Source organism: Kineococcus sp. NBC_00420 (assembly GCF_036021035.1).
GTDB lineage: Bacteria > Actinomycetota > Actinomycetes > Actinomycetales > Kineococcaceae > Kineococcus.
Genome location: NZ_CP107930.1, coordinates 4,901,074 through 4,921,360 on the forward strand (window position 1 = coordinate 4,901,074; position 20,287 = coordinate 4,921,360).

The following is a 20,287-nucleotide window of genomic DNA, read 5'->3' on the forward strand; positions in this document are numbered from 1 at the left end:
TACCCTGACAGGCGACCGACCGGCACACGTCACCGGTCCACGACCTGCGGGGCTTCGACGCTCCCAGGCTGCGGACCGGTCTCGCAGGGCCGGCACGTGAAGCGGAGGCCTCCTCCCACCCCCGGTGCTCACCGCGCCGAGGGTCCCGGTCCGCGCTCCTCCTCGGAGGGGCGCCGTGCTCCTCTCCGGAGGAGCGCAGCGACGCCCGTCGTCGTCGTGTCCTCGTGGGCACGCCGTGGACGTCCGGGTGTCGTCGGAACCGGCAAGGCCTCCGTCTCACGTCCGAGCACGGGGGCCTTCCTCGTGTCCGGCGGCCCCACGACGACGAAGGAGCAGCACATCAGCGAGCCCCGCATCAACGACCGCATCCGTGTTCCCGAGGTGCGGCTCGTGGGCCCCAACGGTGAACAGGTCGGCATCGTGCGCGTCGAGGACGCGCTGCGGCTGGCGGACGAAGCAGGCCTCGACCTGGTCGAGGTCGCTCCCACGGCGCGACCGCCGGTCTGCAAGCTCATGGACTTCGGCAAGTTCAAGTACGAGTCCGACATGAAGGCCCGCGAAGCCCGCAAGAACCAGTCGAACACGATCCTCAAGGAGATCCGTTTCCGGCTCAAGATCGACCCGCACGACTACGCCACCAAGAAGGGGCACGTCGAGCGGTTCCTCAAGGCCGGGGACAAGGTCAAGGTCATGATCATGTTCCGCGGACGTGAGCAGTCCCGCCCCGAGATGGGCTTCCGGCTGCTGCAGCGCCTCGCGGAGGACGTCGCCGAACTGGGCGGGGTGGAGAGCTCGCCGCGCCAGGACGGCCGCAACATGGTCATGGTCATCGGGCCGCACAAGAAGAAGGCCGAGGCCAAGGCGGAAGCCAAGGCCGAGGAGAAGCGCCGCAAGGACTCCGAGGACGCCGCGGTCGCCGAGGAGGCTCCCACGGAGCAGTCGCAGCCCGCCGCCGAGCCGGAGACCGCCACGCAGCCGGAGACGGTGGCCGAGGTCGCACCGGACGAGACGGCCGCGACCGCGTCCTGACGTCGAGGCCCGCGGGACCGTGAGGTTCCGCGGGCACCCGCCAGACACGCCGGGGGACACCCCGGCACGAACACAGGAGAAGACGTGCCCAAGAACAAGACCCACTCCGGCGCCAAGAAGCGTTTCCGCATCACCGGCACCGGGAAGGTCATGCGCGAGCAGGCCAACAAGCGCCACCTGCTCGAGGTCAAGTCGAGCAAGCGGACCCGTCGCCTCTCGGTCGACCAGGTCGTCTCGCCCGCGGACGTGAAGAAGATCAAGAAGCTCCTCGGCCGCTGAGCCTGCAGACCTGACGCGAGGCCGGTCCACCGACCGGCACCGCGACGACCCCGACCACCGCGGGCGCGCGACCTGAGCACACGACGTGAACAGGTCCCGCCGCCGCCCGCGAACCGACCAGCTAGGAGTACCCCGTGGCACGCGTGAAGCGCGCAGTCAACGCCCAGAAGAAGCGTCGTACCGTCCTCGAGCAGGCCAGCGGCTACCGCGGCCAGCGCTCGCGGCTGTACCGCAAGGCGAAGGAGCAGGTCACCCACTCCCTCGTCTACGCCTACCGCGACCGCAAGGCGCGCAAGGGCGACTTCCGTCGTCTCTGGATCCAGCGCATCAACGCTGCGGCGCGCGCCGACGGCATGACGTACAACCGCTTCATCCAGGGCCTCAAGGCCGCTGAGATCGAGGTCGACCGTCGCATGCTGGCCGAGCTCGCCGTCTCCGACCCGGCCGCCTTCAGCGCGCTGGTGACGACCGCCAAGGCTGCGCTCCCGGTCGCCCCTGTGGCCGCCGAGGGCACCGCGGCCTGAGCACGCCGAACGACTGAGCACCCTGAACGACTGAGCACCTTGAACGACACCGAACGCCCGGCCGTGGCGCACCTGGACCTCCCCCTCCTCTCGAACCCTCGAGCGGAGCGGGTGAAGGCCGTGCGCGCACTGACCGGGCGTTCGGCGCGTCAACGGCACGGCCGGTTCCTCGCCGAGGGTCCGCAGTCCGTCCGCGAGGCCGTCGCCGCGGGCGCCGCCCTCGAGCTCTACGCCAGCGACGACGCCGCCCGGCGCTACCCGGAGATCCTCGCCGGAGCTCCGTCGCGGACCTGGCTCGTGACCGACGAGGTCCTGGCCGCGATGACCGACACGGTCACCCCGCAGGGCCTCGTGGCCGTCTGCCCCACCACCGCCACCACCCTGGACGAGGTCCTCGCGACCCAGCCGCGGCTCGTCGCCGTCCTCGACCGGGTCCAGGACCCGGGCAACGCGGGCACCGTCCTGCGGGCCGCCGACGCGGCCGGCGCCGACGCCGTCGTCCTCACCCAGGGCAGCGTCGACCCGTTCAACCCCAAGTGCGTCCGCTCGACGGCCGGCAGCCTCTTCCACCTCCCCGTGGTCGTCGGCGTACCGCTCGCCGACGTCGTGACGGCTCTGCAGCGCAACGGGTCCACCGTGCTCGCCGCCGACGGCGGAGGCGAGGCGGACCTCGACGACCTGGCCGACGCCGCGGCCACGGGCAGCACCGGGACGGTCGACCTGCGGCGCCGGACGGCCTGGGTCTTCGGCAACGAGGCGGCCGGCCTCGACGACGCCGGGCGGGCCCTCGCCGACGCCGTCGTCCGGGTGCCGTTGCACGGGCGCGCCGAGAGCCTCAACCTCGCGACGGCCGCCGTCGTCTGCCTCTACGCGAGCGCACGGGCCCAGCGGCGCGACGGCGCGAACCGCCCGGGCTGAGGCGGTCCGACGGCGCTGGGCTGGTGCCTGGTCCCGCATGCCCTAATGTCGCACCGTGCCCGAGGCGAGGGGGAGCGCCGAGGCCGCGCAGTCGGCCCCGCTCCTCACCCTGCCCGTGGACCGCCCGCCGCTGACGCTGGACGACCTCCCCGACGCCATCGTGATCATCGACGGTGACGGCGGGACGGCCGACCTGAACACCGCCGCCGAGCGGCTCCTCGGCCGCTCCCGGGCCGAGCTCGTCGGGACACCGTTGCGCCGGGCGCTGCCCCTGCAGGACACCTCGGGTCGTCGCTGGTGGGACGTCCTGCGCGGCGGTGACCTCCCCGGGGGCGTCACCGCCGGCGGGCACGGGGAACGCCTCCTGCTGCTGCCGGGCGGTACCGAACTGCTGGTCACGGCCCGCTTCCACCGCGCCGAGGACGGTTCCCTCGACCGCGCCGTCCTCGCCCTGCGGACCCCGGACGAACGCCGGCGCGCGGAGACGGACACCACCAGCCTCATCGCGACCGTCGCCCACGAGCTCCGCTCGCCCCTCACCTCGGTGAAGCAGTTCACCGCCAGCCTGCTGCGTCGCTGGGACCGCTTCAGCGACGAGCAGAAGCGGCTGATGCTGCAGACGGTCCAGGCCGACGCCGAGCGCGTCAGCCGCCTGGTGGGCGACCTCCTCGACGTCGCCCGCGTCGACGCCGGCCGCCTCACGGTGCACCGCCGCCCGATGGACCTCGCGACGCTCGTGCGCGAGCACGTCGACCGGTTGCGGATGGCCGGCTACGACGACGAACGGTTCGTCCTGACCGTGGCCGCCGACCTGCCCGAACTGTGGGCCGACCCCGACCGGATGGCCCAGGTCGTGACGAACCTCGTCGACAACGCGGTCCGCCACGGCGCGGGCACGGTCGTGGTCGACGTCTCGGTCCTGACCGCAGCGCAGGCCGCCGCGGCCGGCGACGGTCTGGGTGAGGCCCTCGTGCTCGTCGTCGACGACGCGGGCGAGGGCATCCCGGTGGAGAACCGTCCCTACGTGTTCTCGAAGTTCTGGCACGGCGGTGGGCGCAGCGGCACCGGGTTGGGCCTCTACGTCACCCGGGGCCTCGTCGAGGCGCACGGCGGTGACATCGACGTCTCCTCCGCCCCCACCGGCGGTGCGCGCTTCACCGTCCGCCTCCCCGCGGGGGAGCCGCCCACGGTGTGACCCGTCGCGGGCGCATCTGGGAGGATCGGGGCGCGCGGGCCACCCCGCGAGGCAGCCCCGCCCGACGCACCGCACGACCCGAGTGAGGAACGCTCCACGATGGCGCAGCACGAGTCGCCCGACCAGCACCCCGACTCCCAGCCCGGCGAGCCGTCGCCGGTGTCCGAGGCGGCGGTGCAGACCGCGCTGCACGCCGCTCTGGCCGCCGTGGCCGCGGCCGCCGACCTCGACGAGCTGAAGGCCGCGAGGCTCGCCCACGCGGGCGACCGCAGTCCACTGGCCCTGGCCAACCGCGAGATCGGTGTCCTGCCCGGCCCCGAGAAGGCCGCGGCCGGCAAACGCGTCGGTCAGGCGCGCGGGCAGCTGAACAAGGCCCTCGCGGCGCGGACGGAGGTGCTCGAGACCGAGCACACCGAACGTGTCCTGCGCGAGGAGGTCGTCGACGTCACGCTGCCCTCGCCGCGTCCCGACGGTGGGGCCCGTCACCCCCTGCCTCTGCTGATGGACCGCGTCGCCGACGTCTTCACGGCGATGGGCTGGGAGGTCGCCGAAGGTCCCGAGATCGAGGCGGAGTGGTTCAACTTCGACGCCCTGAACTTCGACTCCGACCACCCCGCCCGCCAGATGCAGGACACCTTCTTCGTCGCCGACGAGAAGGGTGGTGCGGACTCGGGACTCGTGCTGCGCACCCACACCTCACCGGTGCAGGCGCGCTCGCTGCTCACCCGCGGTGTCCCGCTGTACGTCGTGTGCCCGGGCAAGGTGTTCCGCACCGACGAGCTCGACGCGACCCACACCCCGGTGTTCCACCAGCTCGAGGGCATCGCCATCGACGAGGGCCTGACCATGGCCAACCTCAAGGGCACCCTCGACACCTTCGCCCGCGCGATGTTCGGTGACGCCGTGGAGACCCGCTGGCGGCCGGCGTTCTTCCCGTTCACCGAACCCAGCGCCGAACTGGACCTGCGCTTCTCCCTTGGCCGCGACGCCGAACGGGGCTGGATCGAGTGGGGCGGCTGCGGCATGGTCAACCCGAACGTGCTGCGGGCCGCGGGGATCGACCCCGACCGCTACCAGGGTTTCGCCTTCGGGATGGGCATCGAGCGGACGTTGATGTTCCGCAGCGGAGCGACGGACATGCGCGACATGGTGGAGGGTGACGTGCGGTTCAGCCGGGCGTTCGGTGTGGAGGACCTGTCGACGTCGGGGGTCGCCTCCGCAGTGGCAGGCGGTGCCGATCCGGGCACCGCGACGGGGGAGGAGGACCTCTGATGCGGATCCCGCTGAGCTGGCTCGCCGAGCACGTCGACCTCGAACCGGGCGCCACGGGGGTGGACGTCGCGGCGTCCCTCGTCCGGGTCGGGTTGGAGGAGGAGGGGCTGCACACCGCCGGCGTCACCGGTCCCCTCGTCGTCGGCCGGGTCCTGGACCTCGTCGGGGAGCCGCAGAAGAACGGCAAGACGATCAACTGGTGCCACCTCGACGTGGGCCCCGAGCACAACGGACCCGAGGGCCACCGCGGGATCGTCTGCGGTGCGCACAACTTCGTCGAGGGTGACCTCGTGGTCGCCGCGCTGCCGGGGGCCGTCCTGCCCGGCGACTTCGCCATCGCTGCGCGCAAGACCTACGGCCACGTCTCCGACGGGATGATCTGCTCCTCGAAGGAACTCGGCCTCGGGACCGACCACGACGGCATCATCGTGCTCATCGACCTCCTGCCCGGGGTCGAGATGACGCCCGGCCAGGACGCACTCGCCCTGCTCGGCCTCGGTGAGGAGACCGTCGAGGTCAACGTCACCCCCGACCGCGGGTACTGCTTCAGCATCCGCGGCATCGCCCGGGAGTACGCCCACGGCACCCGCCGACCGGTCGGGAAGGTCCTGCGCGACCCCGTCGACGTGCAGGTCCCGGCCCCCACCGCCGACGGGTACCCCGTCCGCCTGGCCGACGACGCCCCGCTGCGGGGTGCGCAGGGCTGCGACCGGTTCGTCGCCCGCACCGTCCGGGGGGTCGATCCGAGCGCCCCGTCGCCGCGGTTCGTGAGCGACCGGCTGCGCCAGGCCGGGATGCGCCCCGTCTCCCTGGCCGTCGACGTCACGAACTACGTGATGCTCGCGACCGGTCAGCCTCTGCACGCCTACGACCTCGACGCCCTGCAGGGTCAGATCGTCGTCCGCCGGGCCCGTGCGGGCGAGAAGCTCACCACCCTCGACGACGTCGAGCGCACCCTCGACCCCGAGGACCTGCTCATCACCGACGAGGTGGTCGGGGACCCCTCGACGTCACGCGTTCTCAGCATCGCCGGCGTCATGGGCGGGGCCTCCACCGAGGTGTCCGGCAAGACCGTGAACGTGCTCCTCGAGGCGGCCCACTTCGCGGCGGTCAGCATCGCGCGCAGCGCCCGTCGCCACCGGGTGCCCTCCGAGGCCGCCAAGCGCAACGAGCGGGGGACCGACCCGACGATCTGCGCCCAGGCCGCCGAGCTCGCCGTCCGCCTCCTCGTCGAGCACGGCGGCGGCACGGCGGACGTCACGGTCACCGACGTTGGTGAACCGGCTGCGCCGCAACCGATCACGATGGACGCCGGGTTCCCCGAGCGCATCGTCGGGGTCCACTACACCCCCGACGAGGTCGTGGGTCACCTCACCGAGATCGGCTGCGACGTGACCGTCGACGGCTCCACGCTGACGGTGCTGGCGCCGCCGTGGCGTCCCGACCTCGTCGGCCGGGTCCACCTCGTCGAGGAGGTCGCCCGCCTCGGCGGGTACGACGCCATCCCCTCGGTCCTGCCCGCGGCTCCCGCCGGAACGGGACTGACGTCGACCCAGCGGGCCCGGCGGTCCCTGGCCCGGGCGCTCGCGGACGACGGTTTCGTCGAGGTGCTGACGTACCCGTTCGTCGCGCCGGCCGTCCACGACGCCCAGCACCTCCCGGCCGACGACCCGCGCCGCGTCGCGCTCCGGCTGGCGAACCCGCTCTCCGAGCAGCAGCCGCTGATGCGGACCAGCCTCCTCGACTCGCTGCCGGAGACCGTGCGCCGCAACGTGTCCCGCGGGCTGCGTGACCTGGCGCTGTTCGAGGTCGGATCCGTCACCCACCCGCTGCCGGGCGCCGGTCGGGCCGAGGTCCTCGGGGTCGAGCGACGTCCCACCGACGAGGAACTGGCCCGCGTCCAGCGGGCCGTCCCGCCGCAGCCGCTCCACGTGGCCGGGATCCTCACCGGGGCGCGTCGTCGTCCCGGCGCGGTGGGCGACGGCTTCGCCCGCACCGCGGAACCGGCCGGGTGGGCCGACGCGGTCGACGCGGCACGCACCGTTGCGGCCTCCATCGGGGTCGTCGTGAGCGTCGAGGCGGCCGAGCACGCCCCCTGGCACCCGGGTCGTTGCGCGCGGATCGTCACGGCGCAGGGTCACACCGTCGGCCACGCGGGGGAGTTGCACCCGAAGGTCGTCGCCGCGCTGGAACTGCCGGCCCGGGCGGCCGCGTTCGAACTGGACCTCGACGTGCTGCTCGACCAGGTCGGCGCGAGCCTGCAGGTCGAGTCCCTGTCCGGCTACCCGGCCGCCACGCAGGACGTCGCCCTCGTCGTGGAGTCCGCGGTGCCCGCCGGGGCCGTGCAGGCGGCGTTGCGCGCCGGCGCGGGCCCGTTGCTCGAGGACGTCCACCTCTTCGACGTCTACACGGGTGCCCAGGTCGGTGAAGGTCGCAAGTCCCTCGCCTTCGCCCTGCGGTTCCGCGCCCCGGACCGGACGCTGACCGCCGAGGAGGCCAGCGCCGCGCGGGACACCGCCGTCGCGGAGGCCGCCGCCCGCACGGGGGCGACGCAGCGTGTCTGACGTCCAGCCCGTCCGGGCCCTCGTGACCGGTGCTACCCAGGGCATCGGCCGCGAGATCGCCCTGGGCTTGGCCGCGGCCGGGTTCGTCGTGGGGGTGACCGGGCGCACCGCCCGGTCGCTCGACGAACTGGTCGAGGAGATCACCGCCGCCGGGGGCTGGGCCGTCGCGACGGCCTTCGACGTGAGCGACGCCGCGGCGGTCGCGCACGGCGTCCGCGCCCTCGAGCACGAACTCGGCGGGTTCGACCTGCTCGTGCAGTCCCACGGCCGCATCGAGCAGGACGAGGTCCCGCCCTGGGAGGCCGACCTCGCCCAGGTCCGCGCGGTCCTGGAGACCAACGTCCTCGGCGCCTTCCACGTCGTGCGGGCCGTCGTCCCGGGGATGGTCGCGCGGCGCAGCGGTCGCGTCGTGGACCTGAACTCCGGCTCCGCCTCCAAGGACGGCGGGACCCACGCCGCCTACGGGGCCAGCAAGGCCGCCCTGTTCCGGCTCGGCGGAGCGCTCGCCGCGGCGGGTGCGGAGCACGGGCTGCGGGCGTTCGAGCTCTCGCCCGGGGTGGTGCGCACCGCGATGTCGACGAGCATGGCCCAGCACGCCGAACGGACGGAGTGGACCGACCCCGCCGACGTCGTCGCCATGGTCCTGGCGATCGCCCGGGGCGAGCTCGACGCGTGGACGGGGCGCTTCCTGCGCGTCGGTGTCGACACCCCGGGGTCGCTGCTGGCGGCTCAGGCGACCCGCACCCCGAACGCGCGCCGGCTGACCGTCGCGCCCTACGGCCCGGACGATCCCCTCGCCTGAGGCCGTCACGCAATGCATGCCTACCCGAGACGGTGTATGTTCATGCACATGGAACCGGGGAAACGACTGTCGGTCGCCGTCGCAGGGGCCAGCGGCTACGCCGGTGGCGAGGTCCTGCGCGTGCTGCTGAACCACCCGAACGTCGAGATCGGCGCGCTCACCGGTGCCTCGAACGCCGGAACGCGGCTGGGGGAGCTGCAGCCGCACCTGCTGCCCCTCGCCGACCGCGTCCTGCAGCCGACGACCCCCGAGGTCCTCGCCGGCCACGACGTCGTCTTCCTCGGCCTGCCCCACGGCACCTCCGCCGCCGTCGCCGCCGACCTCGGTGACGACGTGGTCGTGGTGGACCTGGGGGCCGACCACCGCCTCCTCGACGCCACGCAGTGGGAGCGGTTCTACGGCGGGACCCACGCCGGCAGCTGGCCCTACGGTCTCCCGGAGCTCCCGCTCGCGGGCGGTGGTCGGCAGCGGCAGAACCTGGCCGGGGTCACGCGCATCGCAGTGCCCGGTTGCTACCCGACCGCGGTCACCCTGGCCCTCGCCCCGGGTTTCGCCGCCCGTCTGCTCGACCCCGCCGACGTCGTCGTCGTCGCGGCGTCGGGGACCTCCGGTGCGGGCAAGAGCCTCAAACCCCACCTGCTCGGTTCCGAGGTCATGGGGTCCATGAGTCCCTACGGCGTCGGCGGCGGTCACCGCCACACCCCCGAGATCGAGCAGAACCTCGGCCTCGCCGGCGGTGGCGCCGTGCAGGTCTCCTTCACCCCGACGCTGGCGCCGATGTCGCGGGGCATCCTGGCCACCTGCACCGCACGCCTGGCCCCCGGGGTCGCCGCGGGCGACGTCCGTGCCGCGTGGGAGGCGGCCTACGCCGCAGAACCCTTCGTGCACCTGCTCCCCGAGGGGCAGTGGCCGTCGACGGCGATGGTCCTGGGGAGCAACGCGTGCGCCCTGCAACTCGCCGTCGACGAGCACGCGGGTCGTGTGCTCGTCGTCGCGGCCATCGACAACCTCGTCAAGGGAACCGCCGGAGGAGCCGTGCAATCGGTAAACATCGCCCTGGGCCTGCCCGAGCACGCCGGGCTCACCACCGTGGGGGTCGCCCCGTGAGCGTCACCGCCGCAGCAGGTTTCCGGGCGGCCGGGGTCACGGCCGGTCTGAAGACCTCAGGCCGTCCCGACCTCGCCCTCGTCGTCAACGACGGCCCGCTCGACGCGGGTGCCGCCGTCTACACCTCCAACCGGTGCAAGGCCCACCCGGTACTCTGGAGCGAACGCGCCAGCGCCGACGGCCACCTCAAGGCGGTGGTCCTCAACTCCGGCGGTGCGAACTGCTTCACCGGGCCGGACGGTTTCCAGACCACGCACGCCACCGCGGAACTCGTGGGTGAACTCGTCGGGTCCGGCGCCGGCGACGTCGTCGTCTGCTCGACCGGTCTGATCGGCGTGGCACTGCCGCGGCAGAAGGTCCTCGACGGTGTCCGCACCGCGTTCGCGGACCTCTCGACCGAGGGCGGGACGGCGGCCGCGACGGCCATCATAACGACGGACACGGTGTCCAAGCAGGCCATCGAGACCGGCGTCGGACCGCAGGGCGACTCCTTCGTCGTCGGCGGCATGGCCAAGGGGGCGGGCATGCTCGCCCCCGGGTTGGCGACCATGCTCGTGGTCCTGACCACCGACGCCGCCGTGGAACCCGCCGACCTGGACCGGGCGCTGCGGGCGGCGACCCGCACGACGTTCGACCGCGTGGACTCCGACGGGTGCATGTCCACCAACGACACCGTCGTGCTGCTCGCCAGCGGCGCCGGCGGCGTCACCCCCGAACCCGCGGAGTTCGACGAGGTCGTCCGCCGGGTCTGCGCGGACCTGGCCCGCATGCTCGTCGGCGACGCCGAGGGCGCGGACCACGACATCGCCATCGAGGTCGTCGGCGCGGCCGAGGAGGCCGAGGCCGTCGAGGTCGCCCGCTCCGTCGCCCGGAACAACCTGTTCAAGGCCGCGGTGTTCGGCAAGGACCCGAACTGGGGCCGCGTCATGGCGGCCGTCGGGACGACGTCGGCGCAGTTCGACCCCCAGGCCCTGGACGTGAGCCTCAACGGGGTCGCGGTCTGCGTCGGGGGGACCCCGCACGCCGATCCGGCGACGGTCGACCTCGAACCCCGCGAGGTCCGGGTCGTCATCGACCTGCACGCGGGTTCCGAGACGGCAACGGTGTGGACGAACGACCTCACCCACGCCTACGTCCACGAGAACAGCGCGTACAGCTCGTGAGCGAGCCCGTCGACCTCGACGACCTCACCGCCTCCGACAAGGCGAGCGTCCTCGTCGAAGCCCTGCCGTGGCTGCAGAAGTGGCACGGCGCCCTCGTCGTCCTGAAGTACGGCGGCAACGCCATGGTGGACGACGACCTCAAACGCGCCTTCGCCGAGGACGTGGTGTTCCTGCGCACGGCCGGGTTGCGTCCCGTGGTCGTGCACGGCGGTGGCCCGCAGATCTCGACCATGCTCGACCGGTTGCAGATCCACAGCGAGTTCCGCGGCGGCCTGCGGGTCACCACGCCCGAGGCGATGGACGTCGTGCGGATGGTCCTCACGGGTCAGGTGGGACGGGAACTCGTCGGTCTGCTGAACTCCCACGGTCCGCTGGCCGTCGGGTTGTCCGGGGAGGACGCGGGGTTGCTGCGGGCGAAGCGGCGGCACGCGATCGTCGACGGTCAACCCGTCGACGTCGGACTGGTCGGCGACGTCGTCGGGGTCGACCCGCGTGCGGTCGTCGACCTGCTCGACGCCGGTCGCATCCCGGTCATCTCGACGATCGCCCCCGAGGTCGACGACGAGGGGAACCTGCTGCACGGGCAGGTCCTCAACGTGAACGCCGACACCGCGGCCTCGGCCATCGCCGTCGCGCTGGGCGCGCAGAAGTTCGTGGTCATGACCGACGTGGCCGGGTTGTACCGGGACTGGCCCGACCGGAACTCGCTCGTCCGCGAGATCGCGGCGGCGGAACTCGCGGAACTGCTGCCGTCCCTGGAGTTGGGGATGGTCCCGAAGATGGAGGCCTGTCTGCGCGCGGTGCGCGGCGGGGTCCCCCGTGCCACGGTCATCGACGGCCGGACGGCGCACTCGGTCCTGCTGGAGGTCTTCACGACCTCCGGCAACGGCACGATGGTCGTGCCGTGAACCCCCAGGGAGTTGACGTGGATCTCGCGACGGCGGCGGAAGCCCTGCCGGTCACCGAAGGCACCGGCGACGCGTGGCTGCAGCGCTACTCGACGTCGGTCATGCAGACGTTCGGCACCCCGCAGCGCGTCCTCGTCCGCGGTGAGGGCTGCCACGTCTGGGACGCCGACGGGAACAAGTACCTCGACCTCCTCGGGGGCATCGCGACGAACGTCCTCGGGCACGCGCACCCGCTGCTGGTCGCGGCGGTCACGGCGCAGCTGACCACGCTGGGGCACGTCTCCAACTTCTTCGCCAGTGCACCGCAGGTCGTCCTCGCGGAACGTCTCCTGGACGTCTCGCGCGCCCCGCAGGGTTCCGCGGTGTTCTTCGCGAACTCGGGCACCGAGGCCAACGAGGCCGCCTTCAAGATGGCCCGCCGCACCGGCCGCACGAAGATCGTCTCGACGCTGGGGGCGTTCCACGGCCGCACCATGGGTGCGCTGGCCCTCACCGCCAAGGAGTCCTACCGGGCGCCTTTCGAACCGCTACCGGGTGGCGTGGAGTTCGTCCCCTACGGCGACGTCGGCGCGCTCGGTCGCGCCGTCGACGGCGCCACGGCCGCGGTGTTCCTCGAACCCCTGCAGGGCGAGAACGGTGTCGTCCCCGCGCCGGACGGGTACCTGGCGGCGGCGCGGCGCATCACCGCCGAGCACGGGGCCCTCCTCGTCCTCGACGAGGTGCAGACGGGCATCGCCCGCACCGGTCACTGGTTCGCGCACCAGAACCCCCGCCACGAGGGCGTCGTCCCCGACGTCATGACGCTGGCCAAGGGACTCGGCGGTGGGATCCCGATCGGGGCCGTCGTCGCGTTCGGCCCGGCGAACGCCGCACTCCTCGGCGCCGGCCAGCACGGTTCGACGTTCGGCGGGAACCCGGTCGCCTCGGCCGCCGGTCTCGCCGTCCTGCACGCCGTCGAACGCGACGGGCTGCTCGCGAACGCCGACGCCGTCGGTCGCCACCTGCGCGACGCCGTCACCGCTCTCGGCCATCCCCTGGTCGAGGGAGTGCGCGGTGAGGGCCTGCTGCTGGGGATCGCCCTGACACAACCCCTCGGTGCTCACGTCGTGGCGGCCGCGCTGGCCCGGGGGTTCATCGTCAACTCCGCCCGACCGGACACGATCCGCCTCGCACCCCCGCTCGTCCTCACCACGGCGCAGGCCGACACGTTCGTCGCCGCCCTGCCCGACATCCTCGACACCGCAGCCACGAACGGAGCCTCCTCGTGACCGTCCGGCACTTCCTCGCCGACGACGACCTCAGCCCGGCCGAACAGGCCGAGGTGCTGGCCCTCGCCGCCCGCCTGAAGGCCGATCGCTTCGCCGAGAAACCCCTCGCCGGCCCGCAGACCGTCGCGTTGGTCTTCGACAAGCCGTCGACCCGGACGCGCGTCTCCTTCAGCGTCGGCGTCGCCGACCTCGGCGGTGTCCCGCTCGTCGTCGACGCCGCGGGGTCGCAGCTCGGTCGCGGTGAACCCGTCGCCGACACGGCCAGGGTCCTGGAACGCCAGGTCGCCGCGATCGTGTGGCGTACGTTCTCGCAGGCGGACCTCGAGGAGATGGCCGCGCACTCCGGGGTACCGGTCGTGAACTCCCTCACCGACGACTACCACCCGTGCCAGATCCTCGCCGACCTGCAGACGGTGATCGAGCGCAAGGGCGCCCTCGCGGGGCTGACCCTGGCCTACGTGGGGGACGGGGCCAACAACATGGCCCACTCCTACGCCCTGGGTGGGGCCACCGCCGGGATGCACGTCCGGATCGGCACGCCCGGCTCGGACCTGCCGAACCCCGAGATCATCGCCCGGGCCCAGGCCGTCGCCGCGACCACGGGCGGGTCCGTCACCGTGACGACCTCGGCCGAGGAGGCCGTCGCCGCCGCCGACGTCGTCGCCACCGACACCTGGATCTCGATGGGGCAGGAGGGGCAGGAGTTCGAACGGTTCCGGCCCTTCTCGCTGACCTCGGACCTGCTGAGCGGGGCGGAGGACGACGCGATCGTGCTGCACTGCCTGCCCGCCTACCGCGGGAAGGAGATCGACGCCGCGGTCATCGACGGTCCGCAGTCGGTCGTCTGGGACGAGGCCGAGAACCGCCTCCACGCCCAGAAGGCGCTGCTCGTCTGGCTGCTCGCGAACTCCCGATGACCTCTCCCACCGGCGCCGGCGCGGGGACGAAGGCCTTCCGGCACGACCGGATCGCCTCCCTGCTGGGTCGGCTGCCCGTGCGCTCCCAGACCGAGCTGGCGACCCACCTCGCCGAGGAGGGGGTGGCCGTCACCCAGGCCACCCTGTCCCGCGACCTCGTCGAACTCGGTGCGGTCAAGGTGCGCGACGGTGACCGCGGCCTCGTCTACGCCCTGCCCGCCGAGGGCGGGGACCGCACCCCCCGCAGCGGCATCGGCCAGGAGGTCCTGGACGCCCGGCTCGCCCGCTGGTGCGAGGAACTCCTGGTGAGTGCGGAGGCCTCCGCGAACCTCGTCGTCCTGCGGACCCCGCCGGGGGCCGCGCAGTTCCTGGCGAGCGCGATCGACCACTCGGTGATCCCGACCGTGCTGGGCACGATCGCCGGGGACGACACGGTGCTGGTCATCTCCCGTGACCCGCTCGGGGGCGACGCCGTCGCCGCCCGCTTCCTGGCGCTGGCCCGCCGGGACAGTTCCACCCCCGAAGATCCTGAGAGCGAAGTGGACGTGTGATGTCGGACGAGAACCAGCAGGGCGAGAAGGGTCTGTGGGGCGCTCGGTTCGCCAGCGGTCCCGCCGCGGCGATGGCGGCGCTGTCGAAGTCCACCCACTTCGACTTCCGCCTCGCCCGCTACGACCTCGCCGGGTCGCGAGCCCACGCCCGCGTCCTGCACACGGCGGGCCTCCTCGACGACGACGTCCTCACGGCGTTGCTCGCGGGGCTCGACGCGTTGGAGGCCGACGTCGTCTCCGGTGCGTTCGTCCCCGCCGAGGAGGACGAGGACGTCCACTCCGCCCTGGAACGCGCCCTCGTGGAACGCGTCGGTGGCGACGTCGGTGGCCGACTGCGTGCGGGACGGTCCCGCAACGACCAGATCGCCACGTTGCTGCGCATGTTCCTGCGCGACCACGCGAAGCTCATCGCGGGGCTGGTGCTCGACGTCGTCGAGGCGTTGCTCACCCAGGCCGCGGCGCACCCGGGGGCCGCGATGCCGGGTCGCACGCACCTGCAGCACGCGCAGCCGGTCCTGCTGGGGCACCACCTGATGGCCCACGCGTGGCCGTTGTTGCGCGACGTGGAGCGGTTGCGCGACTGGGACGCCCGAGCCGCGATCTCGCCCTACGGTTCCGGCGCCCTCGCGGGTTCCTCGCTCGGGCTGGACCCGGTCGCCGTGGCCCGTGAACTCGGGTTCACCCGCAGCGTCGAGAACTCCATCGACGGGACCGCCTCGCGCGACGTCGCGGCCGAGTTCGCCTTCGTCGCCGCCATGATCGGCGTCGACCTCTCGCGCATCTCCGAGGAGGTCATCGCGTGGGCGACCAAGGAGTTCTCCTTCGTCACCCTCGACGACGCGTGGTCGACGGGGTCGAGCATCATGCCGCAGAAGAAGAACCCCGACGTCGCCGAGCTCGCCCGCGGCAAGGCGGGGCGGCTCATCGGTGACCTGACGGGTCTGATGGCGACCCTCAAGGGACTGCCCCTGGCCTACAACCGGGACCTGCAGGAGGACAAGGAACCCGTCTTCGACGCGGTGGACACCCTCGAGGTCCTGCTGCCCGCCGTCGCCGGGATGATCGCCACCCTGCACTTCCACACCGAGCGCATGGCGTCGCTGGCGCCGCAGGGATTCGCGCTCGCGACGGACATCGCCGAGTGGCTGGTCCGCCAGGGGGTGCCCTTCCGCGACGCGCACCAGACCTCGGGGGCGTGCGTGCGCCGCTGCGAGGAGCTGTCCGCGGAACTCGGCCGCAGCGTCGAGCTCTGGGACCTCTCGGTGGAGGACCTCGCGGCGATCTCTGCCCACCTGACCCCCGAGGTCAAGGACGTCCTGTCGACGGAGGGATCGTTGTCCTCCCGAGACGGGATCGGTGGCACCGCTCCCATTCGGGTGGCGGAGCAGCTCGAGGCCGCGCAGGACGCACTCGCGGGACACCTGGCGTGGGCACGTCCCTGAGGCTCCCGCGGGAGTTCTACGACCGGGCCGTCACCGAGGTGGCGCGCGACCTGCTGGGCTGCGTCGTGCGCCACGCGACGCCCGCCGGCGTCGTCGGTGTCCGGTTGTCGGAGGTCGAGGCCTACGCTGGGGAGTCCGACCCCGGGTCGCACGCCTTCCGCGGTCGCACCCCCCGTACGCAGGTCATGTTCGGGCCGCCCGGGCACGCCTACGTCTACTTCTCCTACGGCATGCACTGGTGCATGAACCTCGTCTGCGCGGGGGAGGGCACGGCGTCGGCGGTGCTGTTGCGGGGCGGTGAGGTCGTGGAGGGCCTGGAGCTGGCCCGCTCGCGCCGGGTGAGCGCCAAGCGCGACGTCGACCTGGCCCGTGGACCGGCCCGGCTCACCCAGGCGCTCGGTGTGGACCGCGCCCAGAACGGCCTCGACGTCAGCAGTCCGGGGGAGCTGGAGGTCCTCCGCGGCGCTGCGGTCGACGACGTCGACGTCGTGTGGGGACCCCGCGTCGGGGTGGCCGGTGCGGGGGCCCCGACCCCTTGGCGCGTTTCTCTCTCGAACGACCGCACCGTCTCCGACTACCGTGTCGGCGGGCGACGGTCGCCCGGGCCCCGGAAGTCGGGGCGCAGGACCTGAGGAGCCGACGAGTCGTGAGCGACGTCTGGGACGAACTGCAGTGGCGGGGCCTGGTGGCGCAGTCCACCGACGAGGCCGCGCTGCAGGAAGCGCTGCGGACGGGACCGCTCACCTACTACGTGGGCTTCGACCCGACGGCGGCGAGCCTGCACGTCGGCCACCTCGTGCAGGTTCTGACGGCGAGGCGTCTGCAGCAGGCGGGGCACCACCCGCTGATCCTCGTGGGCGGGGCCACCGGTCTGGTCGGGGATCCGCGTCCTTCGGCCGAGCGCACGATGAACGACCCGTCGGTGGTCGCCGGGTGGGTGACGGGCCTCCAGGGCCAGATCGCGCCCTTCCTCGACTTCGACGGCCCCGCGGCCGCGACGATGGTGAACAACCTCGACTGGACCGGACCCATGTCGGCCATCGAGTTCCTCCGCGACGTGGGCAAGCACTTCAGCGTCAACCGCATGCTCGATCGTGAGGCGGTGAGCAAGCGGCTCGCGACGACGGGGATCAGCTTCACCGAGTTCAGCTACGTCCTGCTGCAGAGCAACGACTTCCTCCAGCTGCACCGTCGCCACGGCTGCGCGCTGCAGCTCGGTGGTTCGGACCAGTGGGGCAACATCACCGCCGGCTGCGAGCTGGTGCGTCGGGTGGACCAGCAGACGGTGCACGCCCTGGCGACCCCGCTGCTCACCAAGGCGGACGGGACGAAGTTCGGCAAGACGGAGTCCGGCGCGGTCTGGCTCGACCCCGACCTGACGTCGCCGTACGCCTTCTACCAGTTCTGGCTCAACGCCGAGGACGCCAAGGTCGTGGACTACCTGAAGGCGTTCAGCTTCCGCTCCCGCGAGGAGATCGAGGAGCTGGGTCGACAGGTCGTCGAGAACCCCCGGGCCAGGGCGGCGCAGCGTGCGCTGGCCCACGAGGTCACGGCACTCGTCCACGGTGAGGCGGCCGCCGTCGCCGTCGAGGACGCCTCGGCAGCGTTGTTCGGCGGCTCCGAGCTGGACGGGATCGACGAACGCATCCTGCGGGGTGCCCTCGAGGAGCTGCCGACGGCGACGCCGGCCGACCGGGACGTGCGCCTGGCGCAGCTCTTCGCCGACACCGGCCTCGCACCCAGCCTCGGCGGTGCCCGCCGGACCATCGGGGAGGGTGGCGCCTACGTGAACAACACCAAGGTGACCGACCCCGAGGCGACGCTGGCGGACGTGGAGCTCCTCCACGGCCGCTACGCGGTGCTGCGGCGGGGGAAGAAGACCCTCGCTGCGGTGGCACTTCTGTTGCCGCAGTAGGTGAGTGGCTGTCGGGGCGATGCGGATTTGCCCTTCGCCCCGACAGCCGCGTACTGTTTCTCATGTCGCCCCGACGGGGCGGAAAACCGGAGCTTCTGAGCTTGGGTGGTCCGCGTCTGGTGGGTGGCGCCGGAAGCCTTGATGGTGACTGGGTTGCTGTTTGGCCTGGTTGGTGGTTAAGGTGGGAAAGTTGCCCCTCTTCGGGTGGCCCTCTGTGTGGGGGTTGTTGCGGGTGGGTGCGTCCGGTTCTTGAGAACTCAACAGTGTGCCAAAAATGTTGATGCCATATATGTATCAACCCCCAATTCGGCTGTCACTGCGCTGCGTTTTCTGCGTGGGTGGGTGATGGTTTGGGGTTCCTTTGGGATTGATCTCCGCCTCTTTCACGCCAGTGGGGGGTGGGGTTTTCGAGTCCAAGGGTCAACTATGAAGTGCTAAAGATCTTGGCTGTGCTACTGCTCTTCGGGGTGGTGGTGTGGTCGTAGGTTTTTCGACGGAGAGTTTGATCCTGGCTCAGGACGAACGCTGGCGGCGTGCTTAACACATGCAAGTCGAACGGTGAAGCCCTTCGGGGTGGATCAGTGGCGAACGGGTGAGTAACACGTGAGCAACCTGCCCCTGGCTCTGGGACAACCACTGGAAACGGTGGCTAATACCGGATACGACCCGCCTCGGCATCGAGTGTGGGTGGAAAGTTTTTCGGCTGGGGATGGGCTCGCGGCCTATCAGCTTGTTGGTGGGGTAATGGCCTACCAAGGCGACGACGGGTAGCCGGCCTGAGAGGGCGACCGGCCACACTGGGACTGAGACACGGCCCAGACTCCTACGGGAGGCAGCAGTGGGGAATATTGCACAATGGGCGAAAGCCTGATGCAGCGACGCCGCGTGAGGGATGACGGCCTTCGGGTTGTAAACCTCTTTCAGCTCCGAAGAAGCGAAAGTGACGGTAGGAGCAGAAGAAGCACCGGCTAACTACGTGCCAGCAGCCGCGGTAATACGTAGGGTGCAAGCGTTGTCCGGAATTATTGGGCGTAAAGAGCTCGTAGGCGGTGTGTCGCGTCTGCTGTGAAAACTCAGGGCTCAACTCTGAGCTTGCAGTGGGTACGGGCACACTAGAGTGCTGTAGGGGAGACTGGAATTCCTGGTGTAGCGGTGAAATGCGCAGATATCAGGAGGAACACCGGTGGCGAAGGCGGGTCTCTGGGCAGTTACTGACGCTGAGGAGCGAAAGCATGGGGAGCGAACAGGATTAGATACCCTGGTAGTCCATGCCGTAAACGTTGGGCGCTAGGTGTGGGGTCCATTCCACGGATTCCGTGCCGCAGCTAACGCATTAAGCGCCCCGCCTGGGGAGTACGGCCGCAAGGCTAAAACTCAAAGGAATTGACGGGGGCCCGCACAAGCGGCGGAGCATGCGGATTAATTCGATGCAACGCGAAGAACCTTACCAAGGCTTGACATGCGCGGTGGAATCCCAGAGATGGGGTGTCATTTAGTTGGTCGCGTACAGGTGGTGCATGGTTGTCGTCAGCTCGTGTCGTGAGATGTTGGGTTAAGTCCCGCAACGAGCGCAACCCTCGTTCCATGTTGCCAGCACGTTATGGTGGGGACTCATGGGAGACTGCCGGGGTCAACTCGGAGGAAGGTGGGGATGACGTCAAATCATCATGCCCCTTATGTCTTGGGCTTCACGCATGCTACAATGGCCAGTACAGAGGGCTGCGATACCGTGAGGTGGAGCGAATCCCAAAAAGCTGGTCTCAGTTCGGATCGGGGTCTGCAACTCGACCCCGTGAAGTCGGAGTCGCTAGTAATCGCAGATCAGCAACGCTGCGGTGAATACGTTCCCGGGCCTTGTACACACCGCCCGTCACGTCATGAAAGTCGGTAACACCCGAAGCCGGTGGCCCAACCCGTAAGGGGGGGAGCTGTCGAAGGTGGGACTGGCGATTGGGACGAAGTCGTAACAAGGTAGCCGTACCGGAAGGTGCGGCTGGATCACCTCCTTTCTAAGGAGCATCAACCCCGTCACTGAGTTGAATCTCAGGTCTCAGGCCTCCTTCGTGGGGTATGAGGTGTGGTGGGGATGGGCCAGTTTCGTCGGCATACGTTCGACGGCTGGTGCTCAAGGGTGGAACATCAACACGGCACTTCTGGATGCTCATCATCTGTCAGTACCTCGAGTTTTGCTCGGGTGGAACGCGGTGGTGGGGTCGGGGAGTGCCTGGCGCACTGTTGGGTCCTGAGGGACCGGCCGGCAGCTACGTACTGCTCTTCTTCCGACGTCGTGTCTGGGGAGGGTGGTGGGTGGGTGTGGTTGGTGTCTTGGTCTGGGCCTGCCCTGATCGTTCACATCGGTTCGTGTCTCTGCTCTCGGGTGGGGTTGCGGGTGTCTGGTGTCGGTCTCTACGGGGTGGGTGCGGGTTGTCTGTT

At 71.1% G+C, this 20,287-nt stretch carries 17 protein-coding genes and 1 rRNA gene; all 18 read left to right on the plus strand.

Annotated features, from left to right (window positions below):
- Window positions 1–339: 339 nt before the first annotated feature.
- The 18 genes from infC to OG218_RS24040 all read left to right on the plus strand — a co-directional run bounded on the left by infC (window position 340) and on the right by OG218_RS24040 (window position 19,863).
- Window positions 340–1,029 carry a translation initiation factor IF-3 gene (gene infC, locus OG218_RS23955; protein WP_380162121.1) on the plus strand — a complete coding sequence of 230 codons (690 nt, stop codon included), beginning with the start codon at window positions 340–342 and terminating at the stop codon, window positions 1,027–1,029.
- Between the two features lie 84 nt (window positions 1,030–1,113).
- Window positions 1,114–1,308, plus strand: a complete 195-nt coding sequence (rpmI, locus tag OG218_RS23960) for a 50S ribosomal protein L35 (protein ID WP_328295725.1) — start codon at window positions 1,114–1,116, stop codon at window positions 1,306–1,308.
- Between the two features lie 134 nt (window positions 1,309–1,442).
- Complete coding sequence (gene rplT, locus OG218_RS23965; RefSeq protein WP_328295726.1) at window positions 1,443–1,832, plus strand: 50S ribosomal protein L20; 390 nt, start codon at window positions 1,443–1,445, stop codon at window positions 1,830–1,832.
- Between the two features lie 39 nt (window positions 1,833–1,871).
- On the plus strand, window positions 1,872–2,750 hold the full coding sequence (locus OG218_RS23970) for a TrmH family RNA methyltransferase (protein WP_328295727.1): 879 nt from the start codon (window positions 1,872–1,874) through the stop codon (window positions 2,748–2,750).
- A 55-nt stretch (window positions 2,751–2,805) separates the two neighbouring features.
- On the plus strand, window positions 2,806–3,945 hold the full coding sequence (locus OG218_RS23975) for an ATP-binding protein (protein ID WP_328295728.1): 1,140 nt from the start codon (window positions 2,806–2,808) through the stop codon (window positions 3,943–3,945).
- 99 nt (window positions 3,946–4,044) lie between these two features.
- Window positions 4,045–5,217: a phenylalanine--tRNA ligase subunit alpha gene (pheS, locus tag OG218_RS23980; RefSeq protein WP_328295729.1), complete on the plus strand. Its 1,173-nt coding sequence runs from the start codon at window positions 4,045–4,047 to the stop codon at window positions 5,215–5,217.
- The gene (pheT, locus tag OG218_RS23985) at window positions 5,217–7,781 is read left to right on the plus strand and encodes a phenylalanine--tRNA ligase subunit beta (protein ID WP_328295730.1); all 2,565 of its coding nucleotides are present in this window, start codon (window positions 5,217–5,219) and stop codon (window positions 7,779–7,781) included. Before pheS ends, pheT begins: the two co-directional genes overlap by 1 nt.
- Window positions 7,774–8,583, plus strand: coding sequence for an SDR family NAD(P)-dependent oxidoreductase (locus tag OG218_RS23990; RefSeq protein WP_328295731.1), 810 nt, complete (start codon window positions 7,774–7,776; stop codon window positions 8,581–8,583). Before pheT ends, OG218_RS23990 begins: the two co-directional genes overlap by 8 nt.
- Window positions 8,584–8,631: 48 nt before the next feature.
- Window positions 8,632–9,690, plus strand: coding sequence for an N-acetyl-gamma-glutamyl-phosphate reductase (gene argC / locus OG218_RS23995; RefSeq protein ID WP_442906553.1), 1,059 nt, complete (start codon window positions 8,632–8,634; stop codon window positions 9,688–9,690).
- Window positions 9,687–10,853: a bifunctional glutamate N-acetyltransferase/amino-acid acetyltransferase ArgJ gene (gene argJ / locus OG218_RS24000; RefSeq protein ID WP_328295733.1), complete on the plus strand. Its 1,167-nt coding sequence runs from the start codon at window positions 9,687–9,689 to the stop codon at window positions 10,851–10,853. The genes argC and argJ overlap by 4 nt, the downstream gene beginning before the upstream one ends.
- Window positions 10,850–11,761 carry an acetylglutamate kinase gene (argB, locus tag OG218_RS24005; protein ID WP_328295734.1) on the plus strand — a complete coding sequence of 304 codons (912 nt, stop codon included), beginning with the start codon at window positions 10,850–10,852 and terminating at the stop codon, window positions 11,759–11,761. Before argJ ends, argB begins: the two co-directional genes overlap by 4 nt.
- Before the next feature lie 17 nt (window positions 11,762–11,778).
- Window positions 11,779–13,029, plus strand: a complete 1,251-nt coding sequence (locus OG218_RS24010; RefSeq protein WP_328295735.1) for an acetylornithine transaminase — start codon at window positions 11,779–11,781, stop codon at window positions 13,027–13,029.
- Window positions 13,026–13,946: an ornithine carbamoyltransferase gene (gene argF / locus OG218_RS24015; RefSeq protein WP_328295736.1), complete on the plus strand. Its 921-nt coding sequence runs from the start codon at window positions 13,026–13,028 to the stop codon at window positions 13,944–13,946. The genes OG218_RS24010 and argF overlap by 4 nt, the downstream gene beginning before the upstream one ends.
- Entirely contained in the window at window positions 13,943–14,497 is a 555-nt protein-coding gene (locus OG218_RS24020) for an arginine repressor (RefSeq protein ID WP_328295737.1), read from the plus strand. Before argF ends, OG218_RS24020 begins: the two co-directional genes overlap by 4 nt.
- The gene (gene argH / locus OG218_RS24025; RefSeq protein ID WP_328295738.1) at window positions 14,497–15,939 is read left to right on the plus strand and encodes an argininosuccinate lyase; all 1,443 of its coding nucleotides are present in this window, start codon (window positions 14,497–14,499) and stop codon (window positions 15,937–15,939) included. Before OG218_RS24020 ends, argH begins: the two co-directional genes overlap by 1 nt.
- The gene (locus OG218_RS24030) at window positions 15,924–16,571 is read left to right on the plus strand and encodes a DNA-3-methyladenine glycosylase (protein ID WP_328295739.1); all 648 of its coding nucleotides are present in this window, start codon (window positions 15,924–15,926) and stop codon (window positions 16,569–16,571) included. Before argH ends, OG218_RS24030 begins: the two co-directional genes overlap by 16 nt.
- A 14-nt stretch (window positions 16,572–16,585) precedes the next feature.
- Window positions 16,586–17,854, plus strand: coding sequence for a tyrosine--tRNA ligase (gene tyrS, locus OG218_RS24035; RefSeq protein ID WP_328295740.1), 1,269 nt, complete (start codon window positions 16,586–16,588; stop codon window positions 17,852–17,854).
- A gap of 490 nt (window positions 17,855–18,344) precedes the next feature.
- Window positions 18,345–19,863, plus strand: a 16S ribosomal RNA gene (locus OG218_RS24040).
- The last annotated feature ends 424 nt before the right edge of the window (window positions 19,864–20,287 follow it).